Genomic DNA, 26,692 nt, shown 5'->3' on the forward strand with positions numbered 1-26,692 from the left:
CGTGAATTCTCAAATTGATGTGGTTGCCGGCATTATTATTAATGATGGAAAAATACTATTGGCTCAGCGAGCTGCGACAGCCTCTCAAGCGAATTTATGGGAATTCCCTGGTGGTAAAATTGAGCATAATGAAAGCCCAGAGCAAGCACTTGAACGTGAGTTATATGAAGAGCTTGCCATTCGTACTACGGCAGTGTCTTGGGTTGCTGATAGCACTTTTGAGTACAATGATAAAACGGTGTGTTTGAAAGGTTATATTAGCCATTGGCTTTCGGGGGAGCTTATGCTTAATGAGCATCAAAATGCGGTTTGGGTACAACCTGATGAACTGCTGAACTATGCTCTGTGTCCTGCTGACATCCCCATTGTTGACAGGTTATTACAGGTACTTTCAGAGAGCTCTGAAAAATAAATAAAAAGGCACTTTAACGCTTCTATTTTATCTTGCGTGAAAGTGCCTATTTGAATGCTATTTTTTGCTTGGTAAGAATTGAGCAATCACCACAACGGCCAAAGCCACTAGATTACCTGCAAAGATAACCTCCAGCCATTGTGGCATAGTTAATGTTAAGAACTGCCATACGATCTTACTGCAATCACCATAGGCTTCGAACATCCAAGGTGCCCATTGATTCAGTGGAGCCCACGATGGAAAGGTCACGAATAAATCACAGGTCGCAAATGGAGATGGGTTTAGCTGATAACCCACATGCTCCATTGCCAGCTTTAGCCCCCATGCAGAACTGATTCCCCAACCAATTAAACCAGCCCAGCGAACAATTAGGTTTTGAGGCATAGCGAGTCCGACGAGGGCAGAAAAACCAATGCCTAACATAGCTACACGCTCATAGATACACATAACACACGGTGGAAGGTTCATGACATGCTGAAATATTAAAGCACAGCCTTCAAAGAAAATGACAAAAAGTAGCAGTAACAGCCAAGGAAGGCGTGTGCGAGATATGTGTTTAATGTATTGCATTGGGCTCTCTCAATTAAGGTTAACTAGCAAAGTTCATCATACTATCGGGACAAATCATTTTAGACTGATACAAACCCAATAAATATAACGAAGAACAAATTTAAATCATATAAAAAGGCCCTGTCGAAACAGAGCCTTAAATACATTAACTAAATAAAAGTTCTATTCTTTATTAGTGACCACCAGAAACCGGAGAAGTTGCACTGTCTACGACATGATGACTGATCCATCCCATATCGTAGAACCACGTCGTCATTGGATCGAGCAGGAAGCTAATACCAGCTAAACCAACAAACGCAAGAACAAGAGTATATGGCAGTGCCATGTAAACCATTCGGCCATACGACAAACGAACCAGTGGAGCAAGTGCCGATGTTAGTAGGAATAAGAAAGCGGCCTGTCCGTTTGGTGTAGCAACAGACGGTAGGTTAGTACCTGTGTTGATAGCAACAGCAAGCATGTCGAACTGATCACGGCTGATCACCCCTGCATCCAATGCCGCTCTTACTTCGTTAATGTATACAGAACCGACGAAAACATTATCCGACACCATAGAAAGAAGACCATTAGCGATATAGAACATAATCATTTGCTGATTACCTTCTAAGTGTAATACCCAATCAATAACTGGCTTAAAGAGCTGTTGGTCAATAATCACGGCTACGACAGAGAAAAATACGGCTAGCAGGGCGGTAAATGGCAACGCTTCTTCAAAGGCTTTACCTAGAGCATGCTCTTCGGTTACACCAGTAAAAGAGGTAGCAAGAATGATAACAGATAGGCCAATTAGACCTACTGCTGCTAAATGCAGAGCCAAACCAATGATTAACCAGACTGCAATAAGGCCTTGAACAATCATTTTTGCTTTATCTGCTGGCGTACGCTTTTTACGTTCTTCTTTATCGAAATCCATTAGGATGTGACGTACGTTTTCTGGAAGCTCTGCGCCATAACCAAACCACTTCATTTTTTCTACAAAAACACAAGTAGCAAGGCCACAAATTAAGACTGGTAGGGTAATTGGAAGCATACGCATAATGAATTCACCAAACAACCAGCCTGCTCGGTCTGCAATAATGAGGTTTTGTGGTTCACCAACCAGTGTCATTACACCACCCAGTGCAGTACCAACCGCAGCGTGCATTAGAAGACTACGTAAGAAAGAGCGGTAGTTTTCTAAATCATCACGAGTTAGTTCATCTTCAAGTTGGTCATCCGTCGTGTGATCATGGCTGTGGCTAGCACCTTGGCCTGAAGCCACTTTGTGGTAAATCGAGTAGAAACCAACCGAAACGCTGATCACTACAGCGATTACAGTCAGAGCATCAAGAAAAGCAGATAGGAAAGCGGAAGTAAAACAGAAAGCAACGGAGAGGGCTATTTTAGAGCGTATGCCAAGCAGTATTTTGGTAAAGATAAATAATAACAGTTGCTTCATGAAGTAAATACCGGCCACCATGAAGATCAGCAGTAGTAGTACCTCAATATTCGCGACAATCTCATGTTTTACGTGTTCTGCGCTGGTCATCCCTATGGCCACAGCTTGAATGGCCAGTAAACCACCGGGCTGGAGCGGATAACATTTTAAAGCCATTGCAAGAGTGAAGATAAATTCAATAACCAGTAACCAGCCTGCCGTAAATGGATCGACGTAGAAAAAGACCAGAGGGTTAATGATTAGAAATGCGATAATAGCAAATTTGTACCAGATTGGAGATTTACCAAGAAAATTCTTAATAAATGCATTCCCTAGTGACATTGGCATGAGTTGGATCTCTTTAAATGTTAAGTAATTGATAATCAGACAAACTCAGATAAATCTAAATATAGCCCAGCTCACTTAAATGGCGAGTGGGGTTATCAAGCAACAATTACTTAGAAAAACAATACATAAATCCATTGTACTGCTTTACCAAATAACTACTTTTGAGAGTTTGGCTTTTTGACCCGGCGACTTTACCGCTCATTAACAAATAGTCAATAAACTTGCAGTAAAAACACCCGTCTACAGCGTTATTTCAGCTTAATTCGGGATCAGGGCGACAATAGTTTATCACGTAATTTTTGACTTATTCAGCTTTTATATGCAATTAGTTATAACTTTGTTTTATTAACAAAATGGCAATAATTTACGCTTACTTCCAGTTGTTGTTTCTTGATATGGAGAAGTAGTGGTATGATGAGTGAAAAATACAGATGCAATAAGAAGCTATTTACATGGTCATTAAGGCAAAAAGCCCAGCAGGGTTTGCTGAGAAATACATAATTGAAAGTATCTGGAATGGTCGCTTTCCTCCAGGTTCAATTTTGCCAGCAGAGCGTGAGTTGTCGGAGCTGATTGGGGTTACACGTACAACTTTACGAGAAGTTTTACAGCGTTTATCTCGTGATGGATGGCTGACAATACAGCACGGGAAACCAACGAAGGTAAATGATTATATGGAGACATCCGGTCTTCATATTTTAGATACGTTAATGACATTAGATACTGATAATGCTACGAACATAGTTGATGACTTATTGGCAGCTCGTACTAATATCTCCAGTATTTATATGCGCCAAGCTTTTAAGGGCAATAAAGACAGCTCTATGTTAACGATAACTCGTGTTATTGAATCTTGTGAGCAACTGTTGGCTGCGGAAACGTGGGAAGCCTTTATTGAACAGTCTCCTTACGCAGAAAAACTAAAAGCGAATATCAAAGAAGACGTTGAAAAAGATGAACAAAAGCGTCAAGCAATTCTAATTGCAAAAACGTTTAATTTTTATGATTACATGCTGTTTCAAGGGCTTGCGTTTAAATCAGGAAATCAGATTTATGGTTTGATTTTTAATGGTTTGAAAAAGCTTTATGATCGAGTGGGTAATTATTATTTCTCTAATCCACAAGCGCGTTTATTGGCGATGGATTTTTACCGTGATTTACTTGTGTTGTGCCGAGAAGAACGCCGTGATGAATTGATGATTCGAATTCGTCAATATGGTATTGAAGGCGGCATGCTGTGGGCACAAATGAAAGATACGTTGCCAAGTAATTTTACGGAAGATGACAGTTAATGTTATCGGCTAGATATCAAATAGGCTCCTTAGGGAGCCTATTTTCGTTAGGGGAGGGTTGAGGTAGTACACATGAAATGATCAAATATGAGGATCATAACTTTCTCTTACCGGGCAGGTTGCCAAAATTTTCGCTTTCCCATCACTTTGCTCTTCTTCTAAGATGACGTCAAAACCCCATAAACGATGTAAGTGCTTTAATACTTCTTCATGGCTGTCAGCTAGTGGGATCCGGTTATGGGGTACATAACGCAGGATCAAAGAACGATCGCCACGCAAGTCTACATTCCACACCTGAATATTTGGCTCTAGATTACTGAGATTATACTGAGCGGACAGCTTCTCACGTATTGCTCTATAGCCTTCTTCATTATGAATTGCATCGACTTCAATGTAGTTATGCTGATCATCATCTTTGATGGCAAAAAGCTTAAAATCTCTCATGACTTTCGGAGATAAGAATTGACTAATAAAGCTTTCATCTTTGAAGTTCTCCATTGCAAAATGCAGGGTATCTAGCCAGTTGCTACCTGCGATATCGGGGAACCAATATTTATCTTCCTCTGTGGGTTCTTCACAAATACGTCGAATGTCTTGGAACATGGCAAAGCCAAGCGCATAAGGGTTGATACCGCTGTAGTAAGGGCTATTATACGGCGGTTGAGCAACAACATTCGTGTGGCTGTGTAAAAACTCCATGATGAAACGATCACTCACTAATTTCTCATCATATAAATGATTTAAGATGGTGTAATGCCAGAAGGTTGCCCAGCCTTCGTTCATGACTTGTGTTTGCTTTTGAGGATAAAAGTATTGGCTCACCTTCCTTACTACACGCACAATTTCTCGTTGCCATGGCTCCAATAATGGTGCATGTTTTTCAATAAAGTAGAGGATGTTTTCTTGAGGTTCAGAAGGAAACCTTGCCTCTTCTTTTTCCTTTTCTTTCTCCATGTTAGGAATGGTTCGCCACAAGGCATTCACTTGCGATTGTAAGTAATCTTCTCGAGATTTTTGGCGTGCTTTTTCTTCAATCAGTGAAATCTTTTGTGGTCTTTTATAGCGATCGACCCCGTAATTCATGAGTGAGTGGCAAGAGTCGAGCAGTTTTTCAACTTCATCAACACCGTACTTTTCTTCGCATTCGGTTATGTAGTTACGTGCAAACAGAAGGTAATCAATAATGGAACTCGCATCGGTCCATGTTTTAAATAAATAATTACCTTTAAAGAACGAGTTGTGGCCATAACATGCGTGCGCCATAACCAGTGCTTGCATGGTGATGGTATTTTCTTCCATCAAATAGGCGATACAAGGGTCAGAGTTGATGACAATCTCATAAGCTAGCCCCATATGGCCATGTTTGTAGCCTCGCTCTGTTTCAATAAACTTCTTACCAAATGACCAATGGTGATAATTAATTGGCATCCCAATGCTGGAGTAGGCATCCATCATTTGTTCTGCCGTAATCACTTCTATTTGATTTGGGTAAGTGTCTAGTCGGTAATGCTCTGCGACTCGCTTTATTTCTTGGTGATAATCATCAAGCAAGTTAAAAGTCCAGTCTGGTCCATCACTGAGCTGTTTGTTTTTGGTGGCTAAAGCCATAACGCACCCCCTTAGTTCGTCCTAAACTAGTCCACTTGCTTTTTAAATAGCTCACGGAATACTGGGAAAATATCGTCAACAGACCGAATATTTTGCATTGCAAAGTTATCGTATCCACTACTTAAAGATTCATATTCTCGCCACAAGGTTTGGTGAGCTCGACGAGTGATCTCTATATACGAGTAATAACGCGTTACTGGCAATAGATTTTTCTCTAGTAGCTGTCTACATGTTGGTGAATCATCTGCCCAGTTATCACCATCAGAAGCTTGAGCTGCATAAATATTCCATTCATTTGATGGGTAACGATCTTTGATCACTTCATCCATGAGTTTGAGTGCGCTTGATACAATGGTGCCCCCTGTTTCTTGTGAATAGAAGAATTCATGTTCATCCACTTCTTTGGCTTGGGTATGGTGTCGGATGAAAACAACATCCACGTTTTTGTAAGTACGAGTTAAGAATAAGTACAACAAAATGTAAAAGCGCTTCGCCATGTCCTTTGTTGCCTGATCCATTGAACCTGAGACATCCATAATACAAAACATTACCGCTTGGCTACTTGGTTGAGGCCGACGTTCATAGTTTTTGTATCTTAGATCGAACGTATCAATAAACGGGACACGGTCGATTTTTTGTCTGAGTTCTGCAATGGCTTCTTTGAGTTTCTCTTCTTCAAAAGGTTGAGCTGGCTCTTGACGTTTTAGTTGCTCAAGCTCCGCTTCTAAACCTCGAAGTTCACGCTTTTTACCTGCGCTCATGGCAGTACGTCTAGCCAGTGAGTTTTGTAGTGAACGAACAATGGCAATGTTTGCTGGAACACCACAAGCTTTGAAGCCAGAGCGGAATGTTTTCCACTCGACTAATTTATTAAGCTGATTTTTTTGTAAGTTGGGTAACTCGAGATCTTCAAACAAGAGATCTAAGTATTCGTCCTTTGAAATTTGAAAAACAAAATCATCTTGGCCTTCACCATCAGGGCTAGCTTGGCCTTCTCCTGCACCGCCGCCAGCGCCACCACCTTTAGGGCGTTCAATACGATCCCCTGGAATAAATTGGTCATTGCCCGGGTGGACAGCTTCACGCTGTCCACCCTTGCCTTGATGAAATGTCGGCTCACGAATGTCTCGTGAAGGAATAGTAATATCCTCTCCACTTTCAATATCTGTAATCGAGCGCTTGTTTACCGCATCAGCAATTGATTCTTTAATCTGTTGCTTATGACGGCGTAAAAAACGCTGTCGATTCACAGTACTTTTGTTCTTTCCGTTGAGCCTTCGGTCGATAAAATGTGCCATAAGCCCCCCCGTTCCCTAGTGTGCTAAGACAGTTATGACGACTTACGAACGCGTAAATACCATTCAGAAAGTAGGCGCACTTGTTTCCGTGTGTAGCCTTTTTCCATCATACGAGCGACAAAGTCATCGTGTTTTTTCTGTTCTTCAGTCGATGTTTTAGCATTGAAGGAAATAACAGGAAGTAACTCTTCGGTGTTCGAGAACATTTTCTTCTCAATCACAGTACGAAGCTTCTCGTAGCTGGTCCAGTTTGGGTTTTTACCCGCATTGTTTGCTCGTGCTCGAAGCACAAAGTTCACAATTTCATTACGGAAATCTTTTGGATTACTGATACCTGCTGGTTTTTCGATTTTCTCTAGCTCGTTGTTTAGGGCGGAGCGGTCAAATAGCTGGCCTGTTTCTGGATCGCGATACTCTTGATCTTGAATCCAAAAATCAGCGTAGGTGACGTAACGGTCAAAGATATTTTGGCCGTACTCAGAATAAGATTCTAAGTAAGCGGTTTGAATTTCTTTTCCGATAAACTCAACGTATTTAGGGGTTAAGTAGCCTTTCAAGAATTCTAGGTATTTATCTGCAACATCTTGTGGGAACTGCTCTCGTTCAATCTGTTGTTCGATAACATAGAATAAGTGAACCGGGTTTGCGGCTACTTCGGTATGGTCGAAGTTAAAGACACGAGAGAGGATCTTAAAGGCAAAACGAGTCGAAAGCCCATTCATACCTTCATCTACGCCCGCGTAATCGCGGTACTCTTGATAAGATTTGGCTTTTGGATCTGTGTCTTTCAGCGTCTCACCATCATAGACACGCATCTTTGAGTATACACTGGAGTTTTCAGGCTCCTTGAGGCGCGAAAGTACACTAAAGCGAGCCAAAATATCTAATGTGCTCGGTGAGCAAGGCGCATTAGAGAGCTCACTGCTTTGCAGTAATTTTTCGTAAATTTTAACTTCTTCAGAAATACGTAGACAATAAGGAACTTTCACAATGTAAACACGATCTAAGAAGGCTTCGTTGTTTTTGTTATTGCGGAAAGTTTGCCATTCTGACTCATTGGAGTGAGCCAAAATCATACCATCAAACGGTAGAGCAGATAATCCTTCCGTACCGTTATAGTTACCTTCTTGAGTTGCAGTAAGCAGGGGATGCAGCACTTTAATTGGTGCTTTGAACATCTCTACAAACTCCATTAAACCTTGGTTTGCTTTACAAAGCGCACCTGAGTAGCTGTAGGCATCAGGATCATCTTGCGAGAAGTGTTCTAATTGGCGAATGTCTACTTTCCCAACCAAAGAGGAAATGTCTTGGTTGTTTTCATCACCAGGTTCGGTTTTCGCAACCGCCACTTGATCGAGAATAGATGGTCTTACTTTTACGACTTTAAATTTGGTAATGTCGCCACCAAAGTCATGTAGCCTTTTCGCTGCCCAAGGCGACATGATTGAGCGAAGATATCGGTTGGAAATACCATACTCATTTTCGAGCAGCGCCCCATCTTCATTGACATCGAATAAGCAGAAAGGGTGATCGTTTACTGGGCTTCGTTCTCCATTCGCCGTTAATACGTAAATAGGTTGTTTCTGCATTAGGCTCTTTAGTTTTTCAGCAAGTGACGATTTACCACCGCCGACAGGGCCTAATAGATAAAGGATTTGTTTCCGTTCTTCTAGTCCTTGAGCTGCATGTTTTAGGTACGAAACAATTTGCTCGATGGCTTCTTCCATGCCATAGAAATCTTCAAAGGTTTTATAGCGAGATATCACTCGATTAGAAAACAGCCGACTTAGCCTTGGCTCTTGTGCTGTGTCGATCAACTCAGGCTCGCCAATGGCCATTAACAAACGTTCTGCAGCGTTGGCGTACGCACTTTTGTCTTCACGACATAAATTTAAAAACTCTTGTAGTGATAGTTCTTCGTCCTTGGCTTCTTCATAGCGCTGGCGATAGTGGTCAAAAATACTCATGACTTGTGCCCCCTCAATGGCTCCTACCTATACAGATAGGACGACAACGTGAAAATTTCACATCCCTCACTAATAAGGTTAGTCGCTATTAAGACTTTTGCTCAAAGACTAGTTTGTTTTTTCTATATTTTTTTCAATATGAGAGGTCAAAAGCGCATGAATACTTGGCTTGCGCTCTTTTTAAAATAAGGTTAATTTTTAATCTCAAATGTTATTTGTTAGCATTTGATTCCATTAACAACTTACTCAATAGAAGTAAGTTCGTGTAAGTCTTTTAACTATTTTACAGTGATTTTTGAAGCAATCTTTCAAATTTTTTTACACATGAATATTGTTATTTTATCTGGTATGAGGTTCTGTATAATGTGTGGTTATAAATTCTAATATGTCCCTAAATATCATTTCAGGTAACAAAGGATCTGTTACTCAAGCATAAAGGTGTCCTTGTGAAAAAAATATTTATGTCATTGCTCGTCGGTGCTGCGGTAATTAGTAGTGGTGCAGCCTCAGCAGCAATCTCTCAGTGGTCAGTGGGTGCCGCAGCTTCTTATTCTCCAGTGGTTTATACAGAAACTGACTCGAATAAGGTGGTTATTCCTACTTTAGGTTATGAAGGTGAACATGTCTTCTTACGTGGTTTTTCTGCTGGTGCTCGTTTATACCCAATAGGAACACCTCAAAATGTTATTTTTCGTTTGCTGTACGATCCTCGTACGTTAAAGCCTGAAGATTCAGATAACGCTGATATTAAGCTACTCGATGAACGTAAAGCGTCTATTCTTGGTGCTATTACTTACCAGGTATTAACTCCTGTTGGTGTGTTTGAAGTTGGTGCTGGTACTGACGTGGGCAATAAACACAATGGTTTATATGCTGAAGCGGCGTGGCGTTTACCTATTCGTATGAATGGTTGGGGGATCACGCCAGCAATTGGTTATTCATATAACAGTGAAGAGATTAATAATCACTTGTATGGTGTGTCTGCGGCGGAATCTGCTAGAACAAGCGGCCGTATTTCCGCTTTTGAGGCAGATTGGGATGGCCAGTACTTTGTTGGTCTATCTGGCTATTTCCACATTACAGATCGTGTTCGTGTAACTGGTGGGTTTCGTTATATGAACCTTGAGGGTGGGATTGAAAGTAGCCCCATTATTGAACATACGACAATCAGTACAGGTAATATAGGTATTTCTTACCTGTTCTAACGTGCCTTTTATTGGTCGCTTTATAACGCCTTGCTTTTTAATAATAAAGCAGGGCGTTTATTTATCTTGGATCCATGTCTCTGTTCTATGCTTAATTATATGGCACAGATGGAGGAAGGTAATATGGCGGTTTCCACTATTGAGCTAATTCAAATTCCAGTTAGAAATATCGAGACCTCTCTGGCATTTTATCGTCAAGCATTAGGCTTTGAGATTGTTCATGCTGAATATGGTGCCTTCCATTTACGCCGAGAAGGGGTGAATGGTATTGTCGCGCTAAGTGAGCAAATATCTGGTTTAGAGCCCGGTTCTGTGCAGGGGGTGGTGGTAAGTACGTCTAATTTAGCGATGTGTTACGCAAGACTGACTGCGATGGGGGTGGCTATTGATAATGTCGTGGAAGTCCTCGGTGGGAAGTTCGCGACTTTTACCGATCCTGATGGTAATGGTTGGGTGTTACTGGAAGCTGAAAGTACGGTAATGCAGGCTTAGGCCACATTACCGTGGTATTTATTTAATAGAAATTACGCTAACAAGTTCATGGTGTTCACCAGGCTGTAGTGTTATGCCTTTACTTGTGTTTGGTGCGTGAATGGTTGATTCAACACACAGCATGGTTTTGTAGCCGTTGTCATTCATATCTGCCATGCCTTTAGCGCCATCTTGCCATGGGTTCCAAATAACAGCGGCATTATGCCCTTGGTTAGTAACAACGAGCGAGCGGTTATGTTTTGGATCCGTAATGACTTGATCTGTTTCTGGCTGAGTATAAACGCGATCCACTGCGTCAGAAATTTTTAACTCCTTTCCGCCAGCAGTGATTTGGCCATCATTTAAACCATCGATGTATTCTGTGCCCATGCCGGTGATTACAGAGTCTGTTATTTCAGCAATATTAAGGTAAGTGTGCAGAGCGCCACTGCATGTCCAAGCACTGCTATCCGTATTGGTGACATCCAGAGTGATTTTTAGCTCCGCCCCAATTTCAAAGTTAAGTTTGGCAGAGAATTTGTGAGGCCATATAGCTAAGGTTTCTTCACTGTCTGTAAGATTTAGGCTAACCATTACACCATGGTCATTTTCTCTATGTTCAGCCAATGTCCAGTTACTGGTACGTGCAAAACCATGAGCAGGCGCTGCAATGCGGCCAAACCAAGGCCAGCAAATAGGTATTCCGCCGCGGATTGCTTTTGTTGAGTCGAAAATTGCGTCTTCACTTAGCCATATGACGTCTTCTTGGTTTTGAGGTTTAAACCAGATGAGGTGGCCACCATGTAAAGAGATCCCTGCTTCTGCAGTGTCGTGAATGATACGAATGATCTTAATGCCATTGTGTTCGCAGATAGTAATGGTGTTCGACAGTGTATTAAGGGTAGGTAAGTTACGCAAATCCATTGAAGAATCCTCATCGTAAATAATTGAAATACATACTCTGTTCATGTTTCAAAGAAAAAGGAAGAGAGTATTTACTTTCTTTTAGGTACAAAAAAGGCGGCTATCGTAGCCGCCTTTTATTATGCTTTACAGCTCAAGTAATAATTACTTAGAGATGTGTGCAGCAAGGTCAAGAACCTTGTTTGAGTAACCGATTTCGTTGTCGTACCAAGATACAACTTTAACGAATTTGTCAGTTAGAGCAACACCAGCTGCTGCATCGAATACTGAAGTTTGAACTTCACCGATGAAGTCTTGAGAAACAACTTGGTCTTCTGTGTAACCAAGAACGCCAGCCATTTCGCCTTCTGAAGCAGCTTTCATCGCAGCACAGATTTCTTCGTATGAAGCAGCTTCTTTAAGGTTAACAGTTAGGTCAACAACAGAAACGTTAGCAGTTGGTACGCGGAAAGCCATACCAGTTAGTTTGCCGTTTAGTTCTGGAAGAACAACGCCTACTGCTTTAGCAGCACCAGTTGAAGATGGGATGATGTTTTGAGAAGCACCACGACCACCACGCCAATCTTTAGCAGAAGGACCATCTACAGTTTTTTGAGTCGCTGTAGTTGCGTGAACTGTAGTCATTAGACCAGACTCGATGCCCCACTTGTCGTTAAGAACTTTAGCGATAGGAGCTAGACAGTTAGTAGTACAAGATGCGTTAGATACGATGTCTTGACCAGCGTAAGTTTCGTGGTTAACACCCATTACGAACATTGGAGTTGCGTCTTTAGATGGGCCAGTTAGAACAACTTTCTTAGCACCAGCTTCGATGTGTTGACGAGCAGTTTCGTCAGTTAGGAAGATACCAGTTGCTTCAGCAACAACGTCAACACCGATTTCGCCCCACTTAAGGTCAGCTGGGTTACGCTCAGCAGTAACACGTACAGTCTTACCGTTAACGATTAGGTTACCGCCTTCAACTTCAACAGTACCGTTGAAACGGCCGTGAGTTGAGTCATACTTAAGCATGTAAGCCATGTATTCAACGTCGATAAGGTCGTTGATACCAACAACTTCAATATCGTCACGTTCTACAGATGCACGGAAAACGAAACGTCCAATACGGCCAAAACCGTTAATACCTACTTTGATAGTCATTATGTTGCTCCACAACTTAATTTCTGTTTAAAGATAACTGGTAGTAAAATTACAGAATCCTGAGCCTGCCTGCAAGTAAAAAACGAACTTAAATTGTTCAAAGTCAAAAAAACGGTGGAATTTTTTAACATCCCTAACAACAAGTGTACGTTTTGTGTCGTAGTCGATTGGATTCTGAACACTTGGTGACAGATTACTACATAATGAGTCAGGTTAAGTGTCTTACTTTTTGTTAATTTCACTATTTTATGATTGAGAAGTATGTGCTACAGATTTACAAATAGGCAACTTTTGACTCAAAATAAGATATAAAAAAGCCTAAAAATGGAAAATTATGAAAAATAAATCAGAAACTAAAAAGGTCATTAAAAGCGACGACTATTGGCGTAAAACACTGACAAATGAAGAATATTTGGTTTGCCGTGAGCATGGTACCGAAGCACCTTTCTCTGGAAAGTTACTGCATAATAAAGAAAGTGGTGTGTATTTTTGTACTTGCTGTCAAGCTGCGCTATTTTCTTCTGAAAATAAATACGATTCTGGCTGCGGATGGCCAAGCTTTGATGCGCCGATTGATGACTCGGCAGTAAGGTATATTGAAGATAATAGTCATGGAATGCGTAGAACTGAGATTCGATGTACTGCTTGTGATAGCCACTTAGGGCATGTTTTTCCTGATGGGCCGAAAACCACAGGGGAGCGCTATTGTGTCAATTCTGTGTCGTTAGTTTTCAACAATTCCAGTAAAAATGACAGTGATTCTGCCTAGGTAATGTTGGTTTGTTACTATTTTAGTGCGTTCCATTGCTGAAACGCACTAAATGATTATTTATAAATGCGTCATAAATCAGGCACTTTAGTTAGTCGCAATTTCTTTGGGTAATAAACTGCGTTTAAATTCCCCTTCTTTAATGGCTTCAGCAATGGTATCTGCATGATTAGCCAGTTGAATTTTTTGTTCATCATTGAAGTTATACAGCAAACTAAGTTGCGATTCAGATGCAATAGGAAGATCAAATTCTTTACCTACTAGTGCCCATAAATAAGCACGTTGCTTGCTGCCTTCTTTTTGGTTAATACTCGCTAATGACTTGATTACTTCGGGCTTGACGCTATCAGCTTCAGTTAATTCAAGGCTACGATGAAGCAAGGTAATGGTTTTTTCGCTGTCTCGTGTTGCATAGAAAGTCGCAAGCGCGAATTGCATCTCAGCGGTTTGGAGTTTTCCTGTGCCTTCTAATCGTAAAAATTGTCGTCTTGCCTCGTTGTCACCTTGACTCCAGCGATAATAAAGAACGTTAACTTCCTCAGAGTTTTTAAGCTCTTCTTGTAAGCGTTCTTGTTCATCGTAGGTATGCAATAAGGCCGTGGAGCGAAGGCTTTTTACTTCTTTGCCTTGAATGGGCTCGATTCGTGCCGATAAATCTAAACACTTTTGATAGTCTTCAACAAACTTTAGTTCTTCAAGTTTATTTAGATCGGTTCCCTCTTTAAGAACTTCAAAGCGCTGCCAGATTAAATTGGTTCTTTGAATTCGACATTGGCTATCACGTAAATTTAGCTCTGAGCAGTTGAGAGCTTCGTGATCTTCACACAATTGAGCTGTCGTGATCCTTTTTTCAAAGCAGCCACTTAATAGCGGTAAAACAATCGTTGCAAGCGCAATAAACTTGATTGCGGGCTTATTGATCATAATATTTCCCTAGTATGAGCTTAATTTTATGCTCTTGTTATAACTATTAGCATAAGCTTGCCTAGTCATTGGATTAGTAGGACAAGTTTTGCATTGTAATGAGTTGTGATCGCAGACTCTTATTTTTCGGCATAAGCTTGACTAACCTTAGCGAAAAGTTATGTTTCCCTTAATGTAACCCATAAATGGTGGAATGTTAGTGGATATTGAGCATCTGTTAAATACAATGACCCCAGAAGTGTACGAGCGCTTAAGTTATGCCGTTGAAACAGGTAAATGGCCAGATGGTAGCGCATTGTCTCAAGAGCAAAGAAGTTCATGCATGCAGGCTGTGATGTTATATCAATCTCGTCATAATACTGAAGCACAGCATATGACTATTGCTGCGGGCGGTGAGATCAGTTTTAAATCAAAAGCAGAGCTAAAAAAGCAGTTTAGTGCAAAAGAAGTGGATATTGTTCGGGTGAGCGAGTCTGATTTATAGTAAACACTTGAACTGAAAGATAAAACAAGAGCCGTAGGTTATAGGGCTCTTGTTTTTATACGGGTAGAATTAATGTGTTAATTCACCACGTAAATTCTGCTGCATCATGGTACGAATTGATTCGTATGGAAGATCTTGGCTTAATAAGAAATGCAGTTTTGCGAGTGCAGCTTCAGGAGTCATATCGTAACCACTGATCACACCAGCATCAGCTAAAGCACAGCCTGTTGCGTAACCGCCCATATTTACTTTACCCGCTAGGCATTGGGTTAAGTTTACTACCACTACACCACGATCAGATGCTTCTTTTAATTGCGCAAGCAGCTCTGGATTTTGTGGAGCATTACCTACACCAAAAGTAAGTAAAATCATAGCCTTAACCGGTTGTCGCAGGGTGTTTCGAATCACTTCGTGAGAGATCCCTGGGTACATGGTAACCACGCCAATTGGTTGTGGCGTAATATCATGAACCTTGAAGTCTCCTTCTGGCTTTTGATTTACCTCTACACCATTAATTTGGATGTTAATTCCAGCTTCCAGCAATGGTGTTAGATTTGGTGAGCTAAAAGCGTCGAAGCCATCAGCATGGGATTTTGTGCTTCGATTACCACGGATTAATTTATTGTTAAAAAACAACGTTACTTCATTAATCGGATAATTTGCAGCAATGTGTAGAGCATTGAGCAAGTTGCTTTGACCATCTGAACGCAGCTCGGCCAGTGGGATTTGAGAGCCTGTTACAATCACAGGCTTGCTCAAATTTTCTAGCATAAATGAGAGCGCTGATGCGGTATAAGCCATGGTGTCCGTACCATGTAGAATAACAAATCCATCGTATTTATCGTAATTTGCACGAATGTCGTCAGCAATGCGCTGCCAATCCAGTGGCGTCATGTCTGAAGAGTCAATTAATGGCTCGTATTCGTGAATTGTAAAAATAGGCATTTCTGCACGATGAAATTCTGGCATTTGTTTAAGCTGATGCTGCATGAATCCTGACGCAGGAACATAGCCGTGATCTGACTTAAGCATGCCAATGGTGCCGCCTGTGTAGGCGATGTAGATATGTTTTCTTTCCATAACAACGGTACAGAGTTCATGGTTTGTGAAGGCATTATACGTAGGGAGGAAGGGAAAGGAAGCCCGACGAGTGCCGGGCTGATCAAACTTTTAAAAGTTAGTGCAATTTAAGCAGAATGCGTATTGTCCCTTTGGATCATTAAAGTTATTTAAAATGGAGATGTCCGTTACCAGTTCGGATACCGCTGGTTGCAAAACTGTTGTTAATTCAGGGAGTAAGCTTGAATTAACCGTGATGTTCAGCTCGCCAGTTAGCTGCTGTAAAATCTCTTCAGCAGGAGAAAGTGGCTCTTCAACCCAAAATAAGTTGTAGGTTTCTAAATTAGCAAGCTTTGCAGCAACCGCTACAGCATCATCGAAATCACCAAGTTGATCAATAAGCCCTAGTTTAAGTGCATCTTGACCTGTCCAAACTCGGCCTTGAGCGGCATTATCGGCTTGTTCAAGGCTAATATTACGATGTTTGCTGACTAAACCAATAAAGCGTTGATAACCGTGTTCGATACCCAGTTGCATAGCTTCCGATACGCCATCTGAAAGGCCACGGGTTAACCCAACACCTGAGAACGGGGTGGTACCAACACCATCGCTATTGATGCCCAAACGAGCTAAACCTTTTTCGAAGGTCGTTAGGATACCAAAGATCCCAATCGATCCCGTTAACGTGGTTGGTTGCGCTAAGATCTTATCGGCACTTAGCGAAATCCAATAACCACCAGAGGCTGCAATACTGGACATGGATACCACAACAGGTTTACCTGATTCTTTTAATGCAGCAATCTCATTCCGAATGACTTCTGAGGCAAAAGCGCTGCCACCAGGGCTGTCAACACGTAATACTACTGCTTTGATTTTATCATCAAGCCTTGCTTGGCGAAGTAGAGCAGCAGTGGAGTCCCCACCTATTGTGCCTTGTTGTTGATTACCATCTAAAATAGCACCGCTAGCAACCACGATAGCAATATCGTTAGCTTGAGGTTGAATGTGTGGGCGTAACGTGGCTAAGTAATCATAGTAGCTAACAGCGTTAAAGCTGTCGTCTCCATCGCTACCAAAGTGTTCAACCAGCTCATGGCGAGTTTGTTGACGAGTACTGAGTTGGTCAACAAGACCCATGTTCAAGGTGAGTTGACCTAAGTCACCGTTTACAGCTTTCAGGGATGTTAGGAATTCATCCATGTTAGGTGACAGCGCGGATGCGGTGATTTGACGATTATGGGCCACATCATCAACGTACGCGCCCCACAGTTGTGTTAACCATGCTGAAGCAGATTTTTTTGCTTCATCAGACATGTTATTGCGCAGATAAGGCTCGACAAATGATTTATACGTACCGACTCTAAATACATGGGTAGAGACATCCAATTTATCGAGTAAGTCTTTATAGTAAAGACGATAGGTGCCATATCCTTGCAGCATGACTGCACCATCGGGTGACATCATGATCTTATCCGCGTAACTGGCAAGATAATATTGGCTTTGGCTGTAATAATCGCCAATGGCGTACACTGGCTTACCTGCCGCTTTGAACTCATTTATGGCCTTAGCAATGTAACGAAGCTTTGTTAAGTTTGTTTCGGACATGTCTTTTAAGTTCAGAACTAAGCCCGTAATTTTTGCGTCGTTAGAAGCTTGGCGAATGCTGTCTACGATATCGAATAAGACATTTTCTGCTGGCCTCTTTTGTCCGAGAGCATCACCAGTAATTTTTTCAATAGGATCAATATAGGTACGTTGCTCCACAATTGGGCCGCGTAGATCAAGAAGCAAGGCTGATTTTGTTGTTACCTGAGGTGGCGCATCATCGGTTTGAAGAGCAAAAAAGATCCCTCCAATTATCGCGAAGAAAAATAAATTTAAGACTAATTGTCGGGTGAACGAGATGAGGGTCCACATTCCTTTAAATAACTTGCCAATCAGTCTGAACAGTCCTTTCATGAACAATCCTATTACATAAAACAATGTGTTTATCCTACTCGAACTCAGGCATGAATGACACTTGATAATGCGTAATGTTGCATTTTTGTAAACGAATGTTTGAAAAGTGTCGTTAGATGAAATACTCTGGTCAGACCACAATAAAAAAAGAATGGATGCTATGGCTGACGCATACTCAAATTTGTTGGCGCCTCTTGATCTTGGTTTTACTAGTTTACGTAACCGAGTACTGATGGGCTCCATGCACACTGGATTAGAAGAATCAAAAGATGGCTTTAAAAAGTTATCGGCTTTTTATGCTGCTCGTGCTCGGGGCGGTGTTGGGTTGATTGTTACGGGGGGATTTTCGCCAAACTTTCGTGGGCGACTTCATCCGTTTAGTGCGGAATTTAGTTCATCCCGTGCGGCTCGTGCACACAAGACCATTACCAAAGCAGTGCATGATGAAGGGGGAAAAATTGCCCTTCAGTTACTTCATGCTGGTCGTTATGCAATGCATCCATTTGCGGTAAGTGCTTCCGGGGTGCGCTCGCCGATCTCTCGTTTTACACCAAGTGAAATGAGTGAACGCCAAATTAAAAAAACCATTAATGCGTTTGCGAAAAGCTCTGAGTTAGCGCGCGAAGCGGGCTACGATGGCGTAGAGCTGATGGGCTCTGAAGGCTATCTGATCAATCAGTTCATCTGTGCTCGTTCTAATTCTCGTTATGATCAGTGGGGCGGTAGTTATGAAAATCGTATGCGCTTTCCTATTGAGATTGTAAAAGCCGTTCGAGAGCGGGTTGGACGTGATTTTATTATTGTGTTCCGTTTATCGATGCTGGATCTAGTTGAGCAAGGCAGTACCCATGAAGAAGTGGTTTTGCTTGCGAAGGAATTAGAAAAAGCGGGTGTAACGATTTTAAATACGGGCATTGGCTGGCATGAAGCCCGTGTTCCAACCATTGCGACACAGGTGCCAAGAGCAGCATTTAGCTGGGTAACAGAAAAACTGAAAAGTGAAGTCTCTATTCCTTTAGTGAGCTGTAACCGAATTAATACTCCGCAAGTTGGTGAAGACATTATTGCATCTGGTCAAGCAGACATGGTTTCTATGGCGCGCCCGTTTTTGGCAGACCCTGATTTTGTTTTGAAAGCAGAGCAAGATAAAGCCGATGATATTAATACCTGTATTGCGTGTAATCAGGCGTGTTTAGACCATGTGTTTAAAGGGAAGCGAGCCAGCTGCTTGGTAAACCCACAAGCGTGTTATGAAACGGAGTTGGTTCTGACGGCTGCGGAAAAAGGCCGTAAAGTCGCTGTGATTGGTGCTGGCCCTGCTGGTCTTGCGTGTGCAACGGCGGCGGCTGAGCGTGGCCTAGAAGTGGATTTGTATGAGCAACGTGATCACATCGGTGGCCAGTTTAACCTTGCGATGCAAATTCCAGGTAAAGAAGAGTTTAAAGAAACGGTGCGATATTTTAGTCGCCGTATAGAGCAAACAGGCGTGAACCTGAAACTTTCAACGGCAGCAACTCCAGAGCTTTTAGAAGGCTATGACGAAATTGTGATAGCAACTGGGGTGCAACCACGAATTCCTGCTATACCTGGAGCCGAACACCCTAAAGTCATCGATTATCAGACTTTAATTCGTGATCAGGTGGCACTTGGAAATAAAGTCGCAGTGATCGGTGCTGGTGGTATTGGTATCGATGTCGCCACAATGCTGACAGAGCCCGAAAACCAAACGTTAGATGGTTGGTTACAAGACTGGGGCATCGATAAGAGCATAGAACATGCTGGTGGTTTATTCCCTCATGAAGAGTACATTAGCCAGCGTCAGGTGTGGGTAATGCAACGTAAGCCTGGGAAAGTAGGTAAAGGCCCGGGGAAAACAACGGGGTGGATCCACAAAAAGACGTTGGAGAAACGTGGTGTAGAGCTACTTGGCGGCGTGAGTTACGACAAGATTGATGATCAAGGTTTGCATATTACGGTAGAAGGTCAATCACGGGTATTGGATGCGGATCATATCGTGTTATGTGCTGGGCAAACATCGGTGAATACCTTAGTTGAAAAGCTTGCGGACTCTAATCTGAGTGTACATGTGATTGGTGGTGCAGAATTAGCTGGGGAGCTTGATGCCAAACGCGCCATTCGTAATGGTGTGGAGCTTGCTGCTCGATTATAAGTTGCTGTTTATATCGATCTAAGCATCTCACTGATAACCCTAATAATTGGTAGGATTTTTTCTTAACTGTTCTGTGCTATCTTGTTAAGAATAATACGTATTTAGGAATTTGAAATGGATGCTTTAGATCTTTTATTAAATCGTCGCTCTTTACCACGTTTGGAAGCGCCTGCTCCTGCTGGTGAAGTGCTGGAAAATATTCTTCGTGCAGGGCTGCGTGCCCCTGATCACGCAGGGTTAACGCCATGGCGTTTTATTATTGCTGAAGGCGCGGGTTTAGATAAGTTAGGCACTGTGCTGGAAAACGCAGCAAAAGCTGATGGTGCAGAAGAAGCGGTAGTAACAAAAGCGAAAAATGCCCCTCATCGCGCACCAATGGTGATCACCGTAGTTGCGAATGTAACTGCGCACGATAAAGTTCCTGTTTTAGAGCAACACTTGTCAGCTGGTTGTGCTGTCCAAGCAATGCAGATGGCGGCCGTTGCTCAAGGCTTTAGCGGCTTTTGGCGCACGGGTAAATGGGCGTACCATGCAGCAGTTCGTGAAGCGTTGAATGTAACAGGCGATGATGAAATCGTTGGTTTCCTGTACCTAGGCACTCCAGGGTGTAATGCTGCGAAAGTACACGAACGCGATCTTGGTAAGTTTGTTGAGTATTTATAAGTTAATCTAACTGTTTATTTATACAGTTTTTATTGCTGGTGGTTTTTACCTTGGTGTAAAGTAGGCCATTATTTAGATTGAATAGTGGTAAATCACCAGCATGTCCCGCCTTTATATTGCAGAAAAACCCAGTTTAGGTCGCGCTATTGCGGCTGCACTTCCTCGTCCTCATAAAAATGAGCAAGGTTTTATTCGTGTGGCAAACGGCGATATTGTGACGTGGTGTATTGGCCATCTGCTTGAGCAAGTTGAGCCAGATGTCTATGACGATAAGTATAAAAGCTGGAAGATGCATGATTTACCCATCATTCCTGAGCAGTGGCAACTTCGCCCGAGAAAGTCCTCAAGCAAACAGCTTACGGTGATCAAAAAGCTATTAAAGCAGGCTGATGAAGTTGTGCATGCCGGCGACCCTGATCGTGAAGGCCAGCTACTGGTGGATGAAGTACTCGATTATTTGAAACTATCGAAAGCCAAAAAAAGCCAAGTACAACGTTTATTGATCAGTGACTTGAACTTGTCAGCAGTCAAAAGAGCGTTAAACCAAATGCGCAGTAACCAAGATTTTATTCCTTTGTCGGTTTCCGCGCTCGCTCGTTCTAGAGCCGATTGGCTGTATGGAATGAACATGACCCGTGCCTATACCTTATTAGGGCAAAAAGGAGGCTACCAAGGCGTTTTGTCGGTGGGCCGGGTACAAACACCTGTCTTGGGCTTGGTTGTACGTCGTGATGATGAAATTAATAACTTTGTTCCTAAAGCGTATTTTACACTAGATGCGCTAATCCCTTATCAAAATAGCGGGCTGAATCAAGGGAAAGCCTTTGATATTCGAGCAAAGTGGCAACCAAGTGAAGCGTGTAGGCCATGGCAAGACGAAGAGGGGAGAGTACTAAACCGTAAATTGGTCGAAAATGTCGCGAGCCGTATTCAAAACCAGCCTGCAGAAGTCATAGAGGCAGAACGTAAAGAATCTAAGCAGTCGCCTCCTTTGCCCTATTCGTTATCGTTATTACAAATTGATGCTGCTAAACGTTTTGGTTTAAGTGCTCAAGAAGTGTTGAATTGCTGTCAGGCTTTGTATGAAAAATATAAGCTCATTACTTATCCTCGCTCGGATTGTCGTTACTTACCTGTTGATCATTTTAAGCAAGCGGGGGACATATGTAAGGCGATTGGGCATAACGATCAAAGTTTATCTCAAGCGTGCTTAGGTGCTGATGTAGCTAGAAAATCGAAAGCATGGAATGATAAAAAAGTCGATGCTCACCACGCTATTATCCCAACTCCAAAGCAGGTTTCTGGATCTGGCATATCAGGCAATGACGCGAAAGTTTACCAGTTAATTGCACGTCAATACTTAATGCAATTTTACCCGGCTGCCATTTATGCTGATGCGAAATTGGTGTTTGATATTGCGGGTGGGCGTTTTTCGGCTAAAGGTCGTCAGTTAATGAGTGCTGGTTGGCGAGCTTTATTAGGGCAAGATAAAAAAGGTGATGATAACGATTTAGCTGACAAAGTACCGCCATTGAATAAGGGCGAAGTGCTGACGTGCCGAGAAGGTGACATTAAGGATAAGATGACAGAGCCTCCGAAGCATTTTACTGAAGCAACATTGCTGCAAGCCATGACAGGGATTGCCCGTTTTGTGGAAAATAAAGATCTTAAGAAAATTTTAAAAGAAACCGATGGGCTAGGAACAGAGGCTACACGTGCAGGGATTTTAGATACGTTATTTAAGCGCCAACTGTTAACCAGACAAGGGAAAAGTATTCATGGCAGTGAAGCGGGAAGAGGGCTCATTTATGCACTTCCTAATGAGGCTACTTACCCAGATATGACCGCGAATTGGGAGCATCAACTTCAGGGAATGGCGGAAAAGACCTGTTCATACGCTCCGTTTATGTCTTCTCTTGAGTCTAGCGTGAGTAAAATGATGGAAAATGTACAGCAAAGTGCTGTGCCTGAATCGTTGCGAGCATTAAAGTCGACAGGAAAACCTGCTTATAAGAAGCGCCGATCCAATTATAAAAAGGGTAGCGCTAGCGGTACACGTAAAAAGAAAAGCAGTTAAGAAGCTCTTGCCTGTTTTGGTTTACTTACCAGGGTAGCTCTTTACCCTGATAATTATAGAAATGGCCGGATTGATTAAGAGTCATGTTATCCAGTACTGCTTTTAATCCTGCGGCCGACTCTTCTGTTGAAATGAGAGCATTGTTACCACCCATTTCTGTTTGCACCCAACCTGGGTGTAGAGCGACTGCTGTAATGCCTTTTTCGGTTAAATCATTGCTGAGACTTTTTACCACAGAGTTTAATGCCGCTTTAGAGGAGCGGTAAATATAGCCACCACCACTGGTGTTGTCTGTCATGCTGCCAACGCGGGAAGACATGCAAGCAATGATCTTTTCATGGCTGTTTTGTACATGTGTGTGAAAAGCTTCTGCTAGTTTCAGTGGCGCAATGGTATTGACTTCCAGTACTTGACGCCATTCTTCCACATTCGTATGCCCAAAGCCGTAGCCTTTCGGGCCATAGTAGCCAGCATTATTGAATAAGATATCAATGGAAAATTCTTTTAGTTGTTGAGCGAGAGAATCTACCGCAGCGTAGTCAGTGACATCAAGCTCGTGAACGGTGAGCTTATGAAAAGTTTGAGTTAAGGCTGTTAGGTTTTCTGCCAAGAGTGTATTACGGCAGGTAGCGTGAACTTGCCAGCCGCTTTTTAAATAGAGTTGGGTTAAAGCTAGCCCGATTCCTCTATTTGCTCCGGTAATGAATAATGTTTTCATGACTTAGATGAGTACTGATAGGAGAATAACAAGCAGTGTAGTGATTTTTAAATAAAAGAACAGTCTAACTGAGCACCCACCGAATAAATAGCCAGCTGCATAACCCGATACCAAACATCATCACCGCAGCGCTAAATGCACCAAAAAGAGCGCCAGAAATGATGATTGCCGTCTTTTTCCCTGTCATGGTTACTCTATTCCATTTGAGCTTTTGATTGAGACGAGTGTAATATCTTTTCATTTAAATGCAATTAGTAATTATTATCATTCGTTGGGTTTGTTTCATGTTTAAGAGTTTTTTACTTACAATGGGCGATTACTTAATATGATGGACAGAATGATCCCATGCTTAACTCGGCCAGTAAATTAGCAAAACGTGATACTTTTTTAATTGATGGACAAGAATACAAAGGCTTACGCCAAGGGAAAAGGCTACGAATTACGGTACCAGAAGGTGAGTCTCCTCTGAGTGTTGGCGATGAAGTGATTGCTTTGGAAGGGCATCAGAAAATTGTGCTACAAGTTGTGGATTTAGAAGAGCGCCCTTCATTGGAGATGAGCGAATGTCTATTAATGATCACAGCGCAGCCTGTTAATAGTGATGCCGTGGTTTCACCTAAACGCCCAGCAGCGCTGGCAACCACATCGTTAGGTGTGCAGGCTTCAGCTTTTGATCCGCTAAGTAGTGCTTCTTTAAGTTCAGCATTAGACAGCTTTAGTGTGAATATGGATAAGAAAGAAACTCTAACGGTGGCTAATCTGATTGAAGCGATAGATAAATCAGGTGATGAAGAAGCGAAGCAGTTAGTGGCAGCTTTACTAGAAAATGGAACCGTTGCAAAGCTACTAAATTAAAAACCGACATATACGAAAAAGGCTTGCATTTCTGCAAGCCTTACAATGTGGCGGAGAGATAGGGATTTGAACCCTAGATACGCTACAAACGTATGCCGGTTTTCAAGACCGGTGCTTTCGACCACTCAGCCATCTCTCCGTACGGGGCGAATAATAGCGAGCCTTAAAAAACTTGTAAAGCCCTGATATGACTGTTTGCTCTTTTTTTGAGCGTTTAGCGTGACTTATTTATTAATAATGTTTCAATAAACAAATCTAGCCAGTATTTAAATGACTGGCTATTGAATATGGTCGGTTTGACTGGATTTGAACCAGCGACCCCTGACACCCCATGACAGTGCGCTACCAAGCTGCGCTACAAACCGATAATGGGATGGTATTGTGCAGCTAGGGGCCTAGTCAACGGTAATCATAAAAAATGTGACCCGAACTATTATATTATTGATTTTTCGACGACTTTATATACAAAAAGAGCAGCGATGTCGCTGCTCTTTATTATTTAATCTTCAGGGTGATAGAAACGTTTAAGTTCTGACAGCCCTTGCATTAATAACGATAGCTTGGGCTTTGCGCTTTTATCTCGTTGGTATTCTTGGTTATAGACTTTGTAATTACCAAATTTATCAATCACAGTTGTTTGCTCATCTGTGATTAAAACAATCTCACGACTGTCTCCAGCGAGTAACCAATTACGTTTTACTTTTGGATCAAATAAGTTCACACCACTACTGTAGTCATTACTTGGAGAATTTACACTTAATAGATTTTCCATCAAGGTCGGCACAATATCTAAATGGCTTGTTTTGTGCAGAACTACATCTGGTGTTTGGTTAGGCCAACGAATGATTAAAGGCACCTGTAATTGGTAGCGGCTGTAATTACTGTTGTTCCCCCAACTATTGGTATTGGTTTCATTAAATTCCATACCGTGATTGGAGGTGACAATAATAATGGTGTTATCTAATTGCTCGCTGCTTTCAAGTGAGTCAAAAATTGTCGCTAGTAATCCATCAACGTAGTAGGTTGAGTTTTTGTAGCTAGCAGTAAGCATGGCCGCTGGGTTTTGTTCAGCAGGTAAAAATTGTTCAGGTAGCTCTGCTGAATCCTCATAGTGTGTTACTGAGTCCAGCTCAATGTAGCTGAACCAAGGTGTTGAGCTGTTTTGCTGGCTCAACCATGTCTGCCAATTTGCAATAGCCTGCTCATCGCTTGGAGCAACTCCATTTTCTTCCGATTGTGAAGATGCAGCTTCCGGCTGAGTAAAAATAGCTTGATAATACAGTGGATCAGAGAAATTATTGCCGCTGAATAGCCCGAAGTTATAACCGCGTTTTTCTAATGTGCTTAATAAAATCGGGGGAGAACCGTCGGCCCGAATGCTATCTGCATAGCCGCCGGGTAAACCATAAAACAGGCCGAAGACACCAATCATGTCATTACTGGCACTGTAATGTTGGCGATAGTTAATGCTGTTTTTGGCAAAGCCCATCAGATTTGGCATAGTTTGACTGGCAAGCATATCGCTGCGTAAGCCATCCACCATTACCATCATTAGGTTGTACTTCTTACCTTGGTCTTTAAAAGAAAGTGGCTCGATAGGGTAGCGGATGATCTCGCTACTTTCAGCGCCTTGGCTTTCTCTTAAACGTTGATATTCTTTTTTATCTAATAAACCGTGCTTTTCCATAAAGGACTTTGCTGTCATAGGGTAAGACAGTGGGAAGTTCGCACGTTGGGCTGTAATTGGACGATATAAGTTTGCATCGGCCCAAATATGGATAAGGTGGCTTGATACGAAACAAACAAAAAAGATGATCGATAGAGGCTTACCAATGTGCTTATGAGATATTTTTCTTAATTGTTTCCAAACCCATTCGGACAGAAGGAGCTGGAGCAAGAAGATGATCGGCACGACAATAAATAAATATTGCCATTGAGCATTCATTTCCGTTTTTTCACCACTGAGTAACAGCTCCCAAACCAAAGGACTTAGGTGAAGGTGAATGCTTTCATAAGCTTGGGTATCCAGTAATAAGACTGTCATACCCGTTGTTCCGACTAAGACACCAACAAGTCTCATCAACCTCTGTGAAGGAATAATAAAACTGATTGGGAATAAAATCAGAATATAAAGCGCAAAAACAAGGAATCCGAAATGGCCGATCCAGCTCAATGCAAGATACAGCTGCCCTAAAAAAGTTTCAGGCCATTCTGATTGAATAATATAGCGAGTACCGATCAACATCGCAGCAATGATGTTGAAGAAACTGAACCAATGTCCCCAGCTAATTAAACGAGATACTTTGTCGCCGTATGAATTTCCGCTATCGACCATTTATTTTTTCTTATGTTGTGAGCCTAA

The 26,692-nt window shown here is 42.1% G+C and carries 23 protein-coding genes and 2 tRNA genes; 10 read left to right on the plus strand and 15 right to left on the minus strand.

All coding sequences use genetic code 11. The annotated features are described in order from the left end of the window. Position 1: 1 nt before the first annotated feature. The gene (locus tag MHO82_RS03155) at positions 2-412 is read left to right on the plus strand and encodes a (deoxy)nucleoside triphosphate pyrophosphohydrolase (RefSeq protein WP_239182399.1); all 411 of its coding nucleotides are present in this window, start codon (positions 2-4) and stop codon (positions 410-412) included. 57 nt (positions 413-469) lie between these two features. On the opposite strand, the gene dsbB is transcribed toward MHO82_RS03155, so the two are convergent. Further along, positions 470-982: a disulfide bond formation protein DsbB gene (gene dsbB / locus MHO82_RS03160; protein WP_239182400.1), complete on the minus strand. Its 513-nt coding sequence runs from the start codon at positions 980-982 to the stop codon at positions 470-472. Positions 983-1,154: 172 nt separating this feature from the next. Further along, complete coding sequence (nhaB, locus tag MHO82_RS03165; protein WP_239182401.1) at positions 1,155-2,747, minus strand: Na(+)/H(+) antiporter NhaB; 1,593 nt, start codon at positions 2,745-2,747, stop codon at positions 1,155-1,157. 452 nt (positions 2,748-3,199) lie between these two features. On the opposite strand from nhaB, the gene fadR reads away from it, so the two are divergent. After that, the gene (fadR, locus tag MHO82_RS03170; RefSeq protein ID WP_239182402.1) at positions 3,200-4,039 is read left to right on the plus strand and encodes a fatty acid metabolism transcriptional regulator FadR; all 840 of its coding nucleotides are present in this window, start codon (positions 3,200-3,202) and stop codon (positions 4,037-4,039) included. Between the two features lie 81 nt (positions 4,040-4,120). Here fadR and MHO82_RS03175 read toward each other — a convergent pair whose 3' ends face one another. Genes MHO82_RS03175 through MHO82_RS03185 form a run of 3 tightly spaced genes read right to left on the minus strand, consistent with a single transcriptional unit; the run spans position 4,121 to position 8,912 of the window. Continuing rightward, positions 4,121-5,647 (minus strand): SpoVR family protein, encoded by a 1,527-nt coding sequence (locus tag MHO82_RS03175; protein WP_239182403.1) that lies wholly within the window; start codon positions 5,645-5,647, stop codon positions 4,121-4,123. 26 nt (positions 5,648-5,673) lie between these two features. Further along, the gene (locus MHO82_RS03180) at positions 5,674-6,945 is read right to left on the minus strand and encodes a YeaH/YhbH family protein (RefSeq protein ID WP_239182404.1); all 1,272 of its coding nucleotides are present in this window, start codon (positions 6,943-6,945) and stop codon (positions 5,674-5,676) included. Between the two features lie 32 nt (positions 6,946-6,977). Further along, a complete protein-coding gene (locus tag MHO82_RS03185; protein ID WP_239182405.1) occupies positions 6,978-8,912 on the minus strand; it encodes a PrkA family serine protein kinase in 1,935 nt (644 codons plus the stop codon). A 461-nt stretch (positions 8,913-9,373) separates the two neighbouring features. On the opposite strand from MHO82_RS03185, the gene MHO82_RS03190 reads away from it, so the two are divergent. Further along, on the plus strand, positions 9,374-10,117 hold the full coding sequence (locus MHO82_RS03190) for a MipA/OmpV family protein (protein ID WP_239182694.1): 744 nt from the start codon (positions 9,374-9,376) through the stop codon (positions 10,115-10,117). Between the two features lie 123 nt (positions 10,118-10,240). Then, positions 10,241-10,609: a VOC family protein gene (locus tag MHO82_RS03195; protein ID WP_239182406.1), complete on the plus strand. Its 369-nt coding sequence runs from the start codon at positions 10,241-10,243 to the stop codon at positions 10,607-10,609. An 18-nt stretch (positions 10,610-10,627) separates the two neighbouring features. On the opposite strand, the gene MHO82_RS03200 is transcribed toward MHO82_RS03195, so the two are convergent. Continuing rightward, on the minus strand, positions 10,628-11,512 hold the full coding sequence (locus MHO82_RS03200) for a D-hexose-6-phosphate mutarotase (protein WP_239182407.1): 885 nt from the start codon (positions 11,510-11,512) through the stop codon (positions 10,628-10,630). 144 nt (positions 11,513-11,656) lie between these two features. Beyond that, the gene (gene gap / locus MHO82_RS03205; protein ID WP_239182408.1) at positions 11,657-12,652 is read right to left on the minus strand and encodes a type I glyceraldehyde-3-phosphate dehydrogenase; all 996 of its coding nucleotides are present in this window, start codon (positions 12,650-12,652) and stop codon (positions 11,657-11,659) included. 334 nt (positions 12,653-12,986) lie between these two features. Between gap and msrB the strand changes: the two genes are divergently transcribed. Beyond that, entirely contained in the window at positions 12,987-13,421 is a 435-nt protein-coding gene (gene msrB / locus MHO82_RS03210; protein ID WP_239182409.1) for a peptide-methionine (R)-S-oxide reductase MsrB, read from the plus strand. An 87-nt stretch (positions 13,422-13,508) separates the two neighbouring features. Here msrB and MHO82_RS03215 read toward each other — a convergent pair whose 3' ends face one another. Then, on the minus strand, positions 13,509-14,345 hold the full coding sequence (locus MHO82_RS03215; RefSeq protein WP_239182410.1) for a DUF2989 domain-containing protein: 837 nt from the start codon (positions 14,343-14,345) through the stop codon (positions 13,509-13,511). A gap of 199 nt (positions 14,346-14,544) precedes the next feature. Here MHO82_RS03215 and MHO82_RS03220 point away from each other — a divergent pair, with 199 nt between their 5' ends. Next, positions 14,545-14,829 (plus strand): DUF1315 family protein, encoded by a 285-nt coding sequence (locus tag MHO82_RS03220; RefSeq protein ID WP_239182411.1) that lies wholly within the window; start codon positions 14,545-14,547, stop codon positions 14,827-14,829. Positions 14,830-14,898: 69 nt separating this feature from the next. Here the strand turns inward: MHO82_RS03220 and ansA are convergent, their stop codons facing one another. Both ansA and sppA read right to left on the minus strand, forming a co-directional pair. Beyond that, positions 14,899-15,909 carry an asparaginase gene (gene ansA / locus MHO82_RS03225; protein WP_239182412.1) on the minus strand — a complete coding sequence of 337 codons (1,011 nt, stop codon included), beginning with the start codon at positions 15,907-15,909 and terminating at the stop codon, positions 14,899-14,901. A gap of 90 nt (positions 15,910-15,999) precedes the next feature. After that, entirely contained in the window at positions 16,000-17,847 is a 1,848-nt protein-coding gene (gene sppA, locus MHO82_RS03230) for a signal peptide peptidase SppA (RefSeq protein ID WP_239182413.1), read from the minus strand. Positions 17,848-18,007: 160 nt separating this feature from the next. Here sppA and MHO82_RS03235 point away from each other — a divergent pair, with 160 nt between their 5' ends. The 3 genes from MHO82_RS03235 to MHO82_RS03245 all read left to right on the plus strand — a co-directional run bounded on the left by MHO82_RS03235 (position 18,008) and on the right by MHO82_RS03245 (position 22,757). Next, a complete protein-coding gene (locus tag MHO82_RS03235) occupies positions 18,008-20,017 on the plus strand; it encodes an NADPH-dependent 2,4-dienoyl-CoA reductase (RefSeq protein ID WP_239182414.1) in 2,010 nt (669 codons plus the stop codon). Between the two features lie 114 nt (positions 20,018-20,131). Beyond that, the gene (locus MHO82_RS03240; RefSeq protein ID WP_239182415.1) at positions 20,132-20,680 is read left to right on the plus strand and encodes an NAD(P)H nitroreductase; all 549 of its coding nucleotides are present in this window, start codon (positions 20,132-20,134) and stop codon (positions 20,678-20,680) included. A gap of 100 nt (positions 20,681-20,780) precedes the next feature. Then, positions 20,781-22,757, plus strand: coding sequence for a DNA topoisomerase III (locus MHO82_RS03245; RefSeq protein ID WP_239182416.1), 1,977 nt, complete (start codon positions 20,781-20,783; stop codon positions 22,755-22,757). Between the two features lie 25 nt (positions 22,758-22,782). On the opposite strand, the gene MHO82_RS03250 is transcribed toward MHO82_RS03245, so the two are convergent. Both MHO82_RS03250 and MHO82_RS25740 read right to left on the minus strand, forming a co-directional pair. After that, a complete protein-coding gene (locus MHO82_RS03250) occupies positions 22,783-23,475 on the minus strand; it encodes an SDR family oxidoreductase (RefSeq protein WP_239182417.1) in 693 nt (230 codons plus the stop codon). A 64-nt stretch (positions 23,476-23,539) separates the two neighbouring features. Continuing rightward, positions 23,540-23,662 (minus strand): hypothetical protein, encoded by a 123-nt coding sequence (locus tag MHO82_RS25740; protein WP_275440480.1) that lies wholly within the window; start codon positions 23,660-23,662, stop codon positions 23,540-23,542. 158 nt (positions 23,663-23,820) lie between these two features. Between MHO82_RS25740 and MHO82_RS03255 the strand changes: the two genes are divergently transcribed. Continuing rightward, positions 23,821-24,330, plus strand: coding sequence for a hypothetical protein (locus MHO82_RS03255; RefSeq protein ID WP_239182418.1), 510 nt, complete (start codon positions 23,821-23,823; stop codon positions 24,328-24,330). 48 nt (positions 24,331-24,378) lie between these two features. On the opposite strand, the gene MHO82_RS03260 is transcribed toward MHO82_RS03255, so the two are convergent. The 3 genes from MHO82_RS03260 to MHO82_RS03270 all read right to left on the minus strand — a co-directional run bounded on the left by MHO82_RS03260 (position 24,379) and on the right by MHO82_RS03270 (position 26,665). Then, positions 24,379-24,469 (minus strand) — tRNA-Ser (locus tag MHO82_RS03260). A gap of 149 nt (positions 24,470-24,618) precedes the next feature. Further along, positions 24,619-24,695, minus strand: a tRNA-Pro gene (locus tag MHO82_RS03265). Positions 24,696-24,829: 134 nt separating this feature from the next. Then, positions 24,830-26,665 (minus strand): DUF3413 domain-containing protein, encoded by a 1,836-nt coding sequence (locus MHO82_RS03270; RefSeq protein WP_239182419.1) that lies wholly within the window; start codon positions 26,663-26,665, stop codon positions 24,830-24,832. Positions 26,666-26,692 lie beyond the last annotated feature (27 nt).

This window comes from Vibrio sp. Of7-15, assembly GCF_022347565.1.
Classification (GTDB): domain Bacteria; phylum Pseudomonadota; class Gammaproteobacteria; order Enterobacterales; family Vibrionaceae; genus NORP241.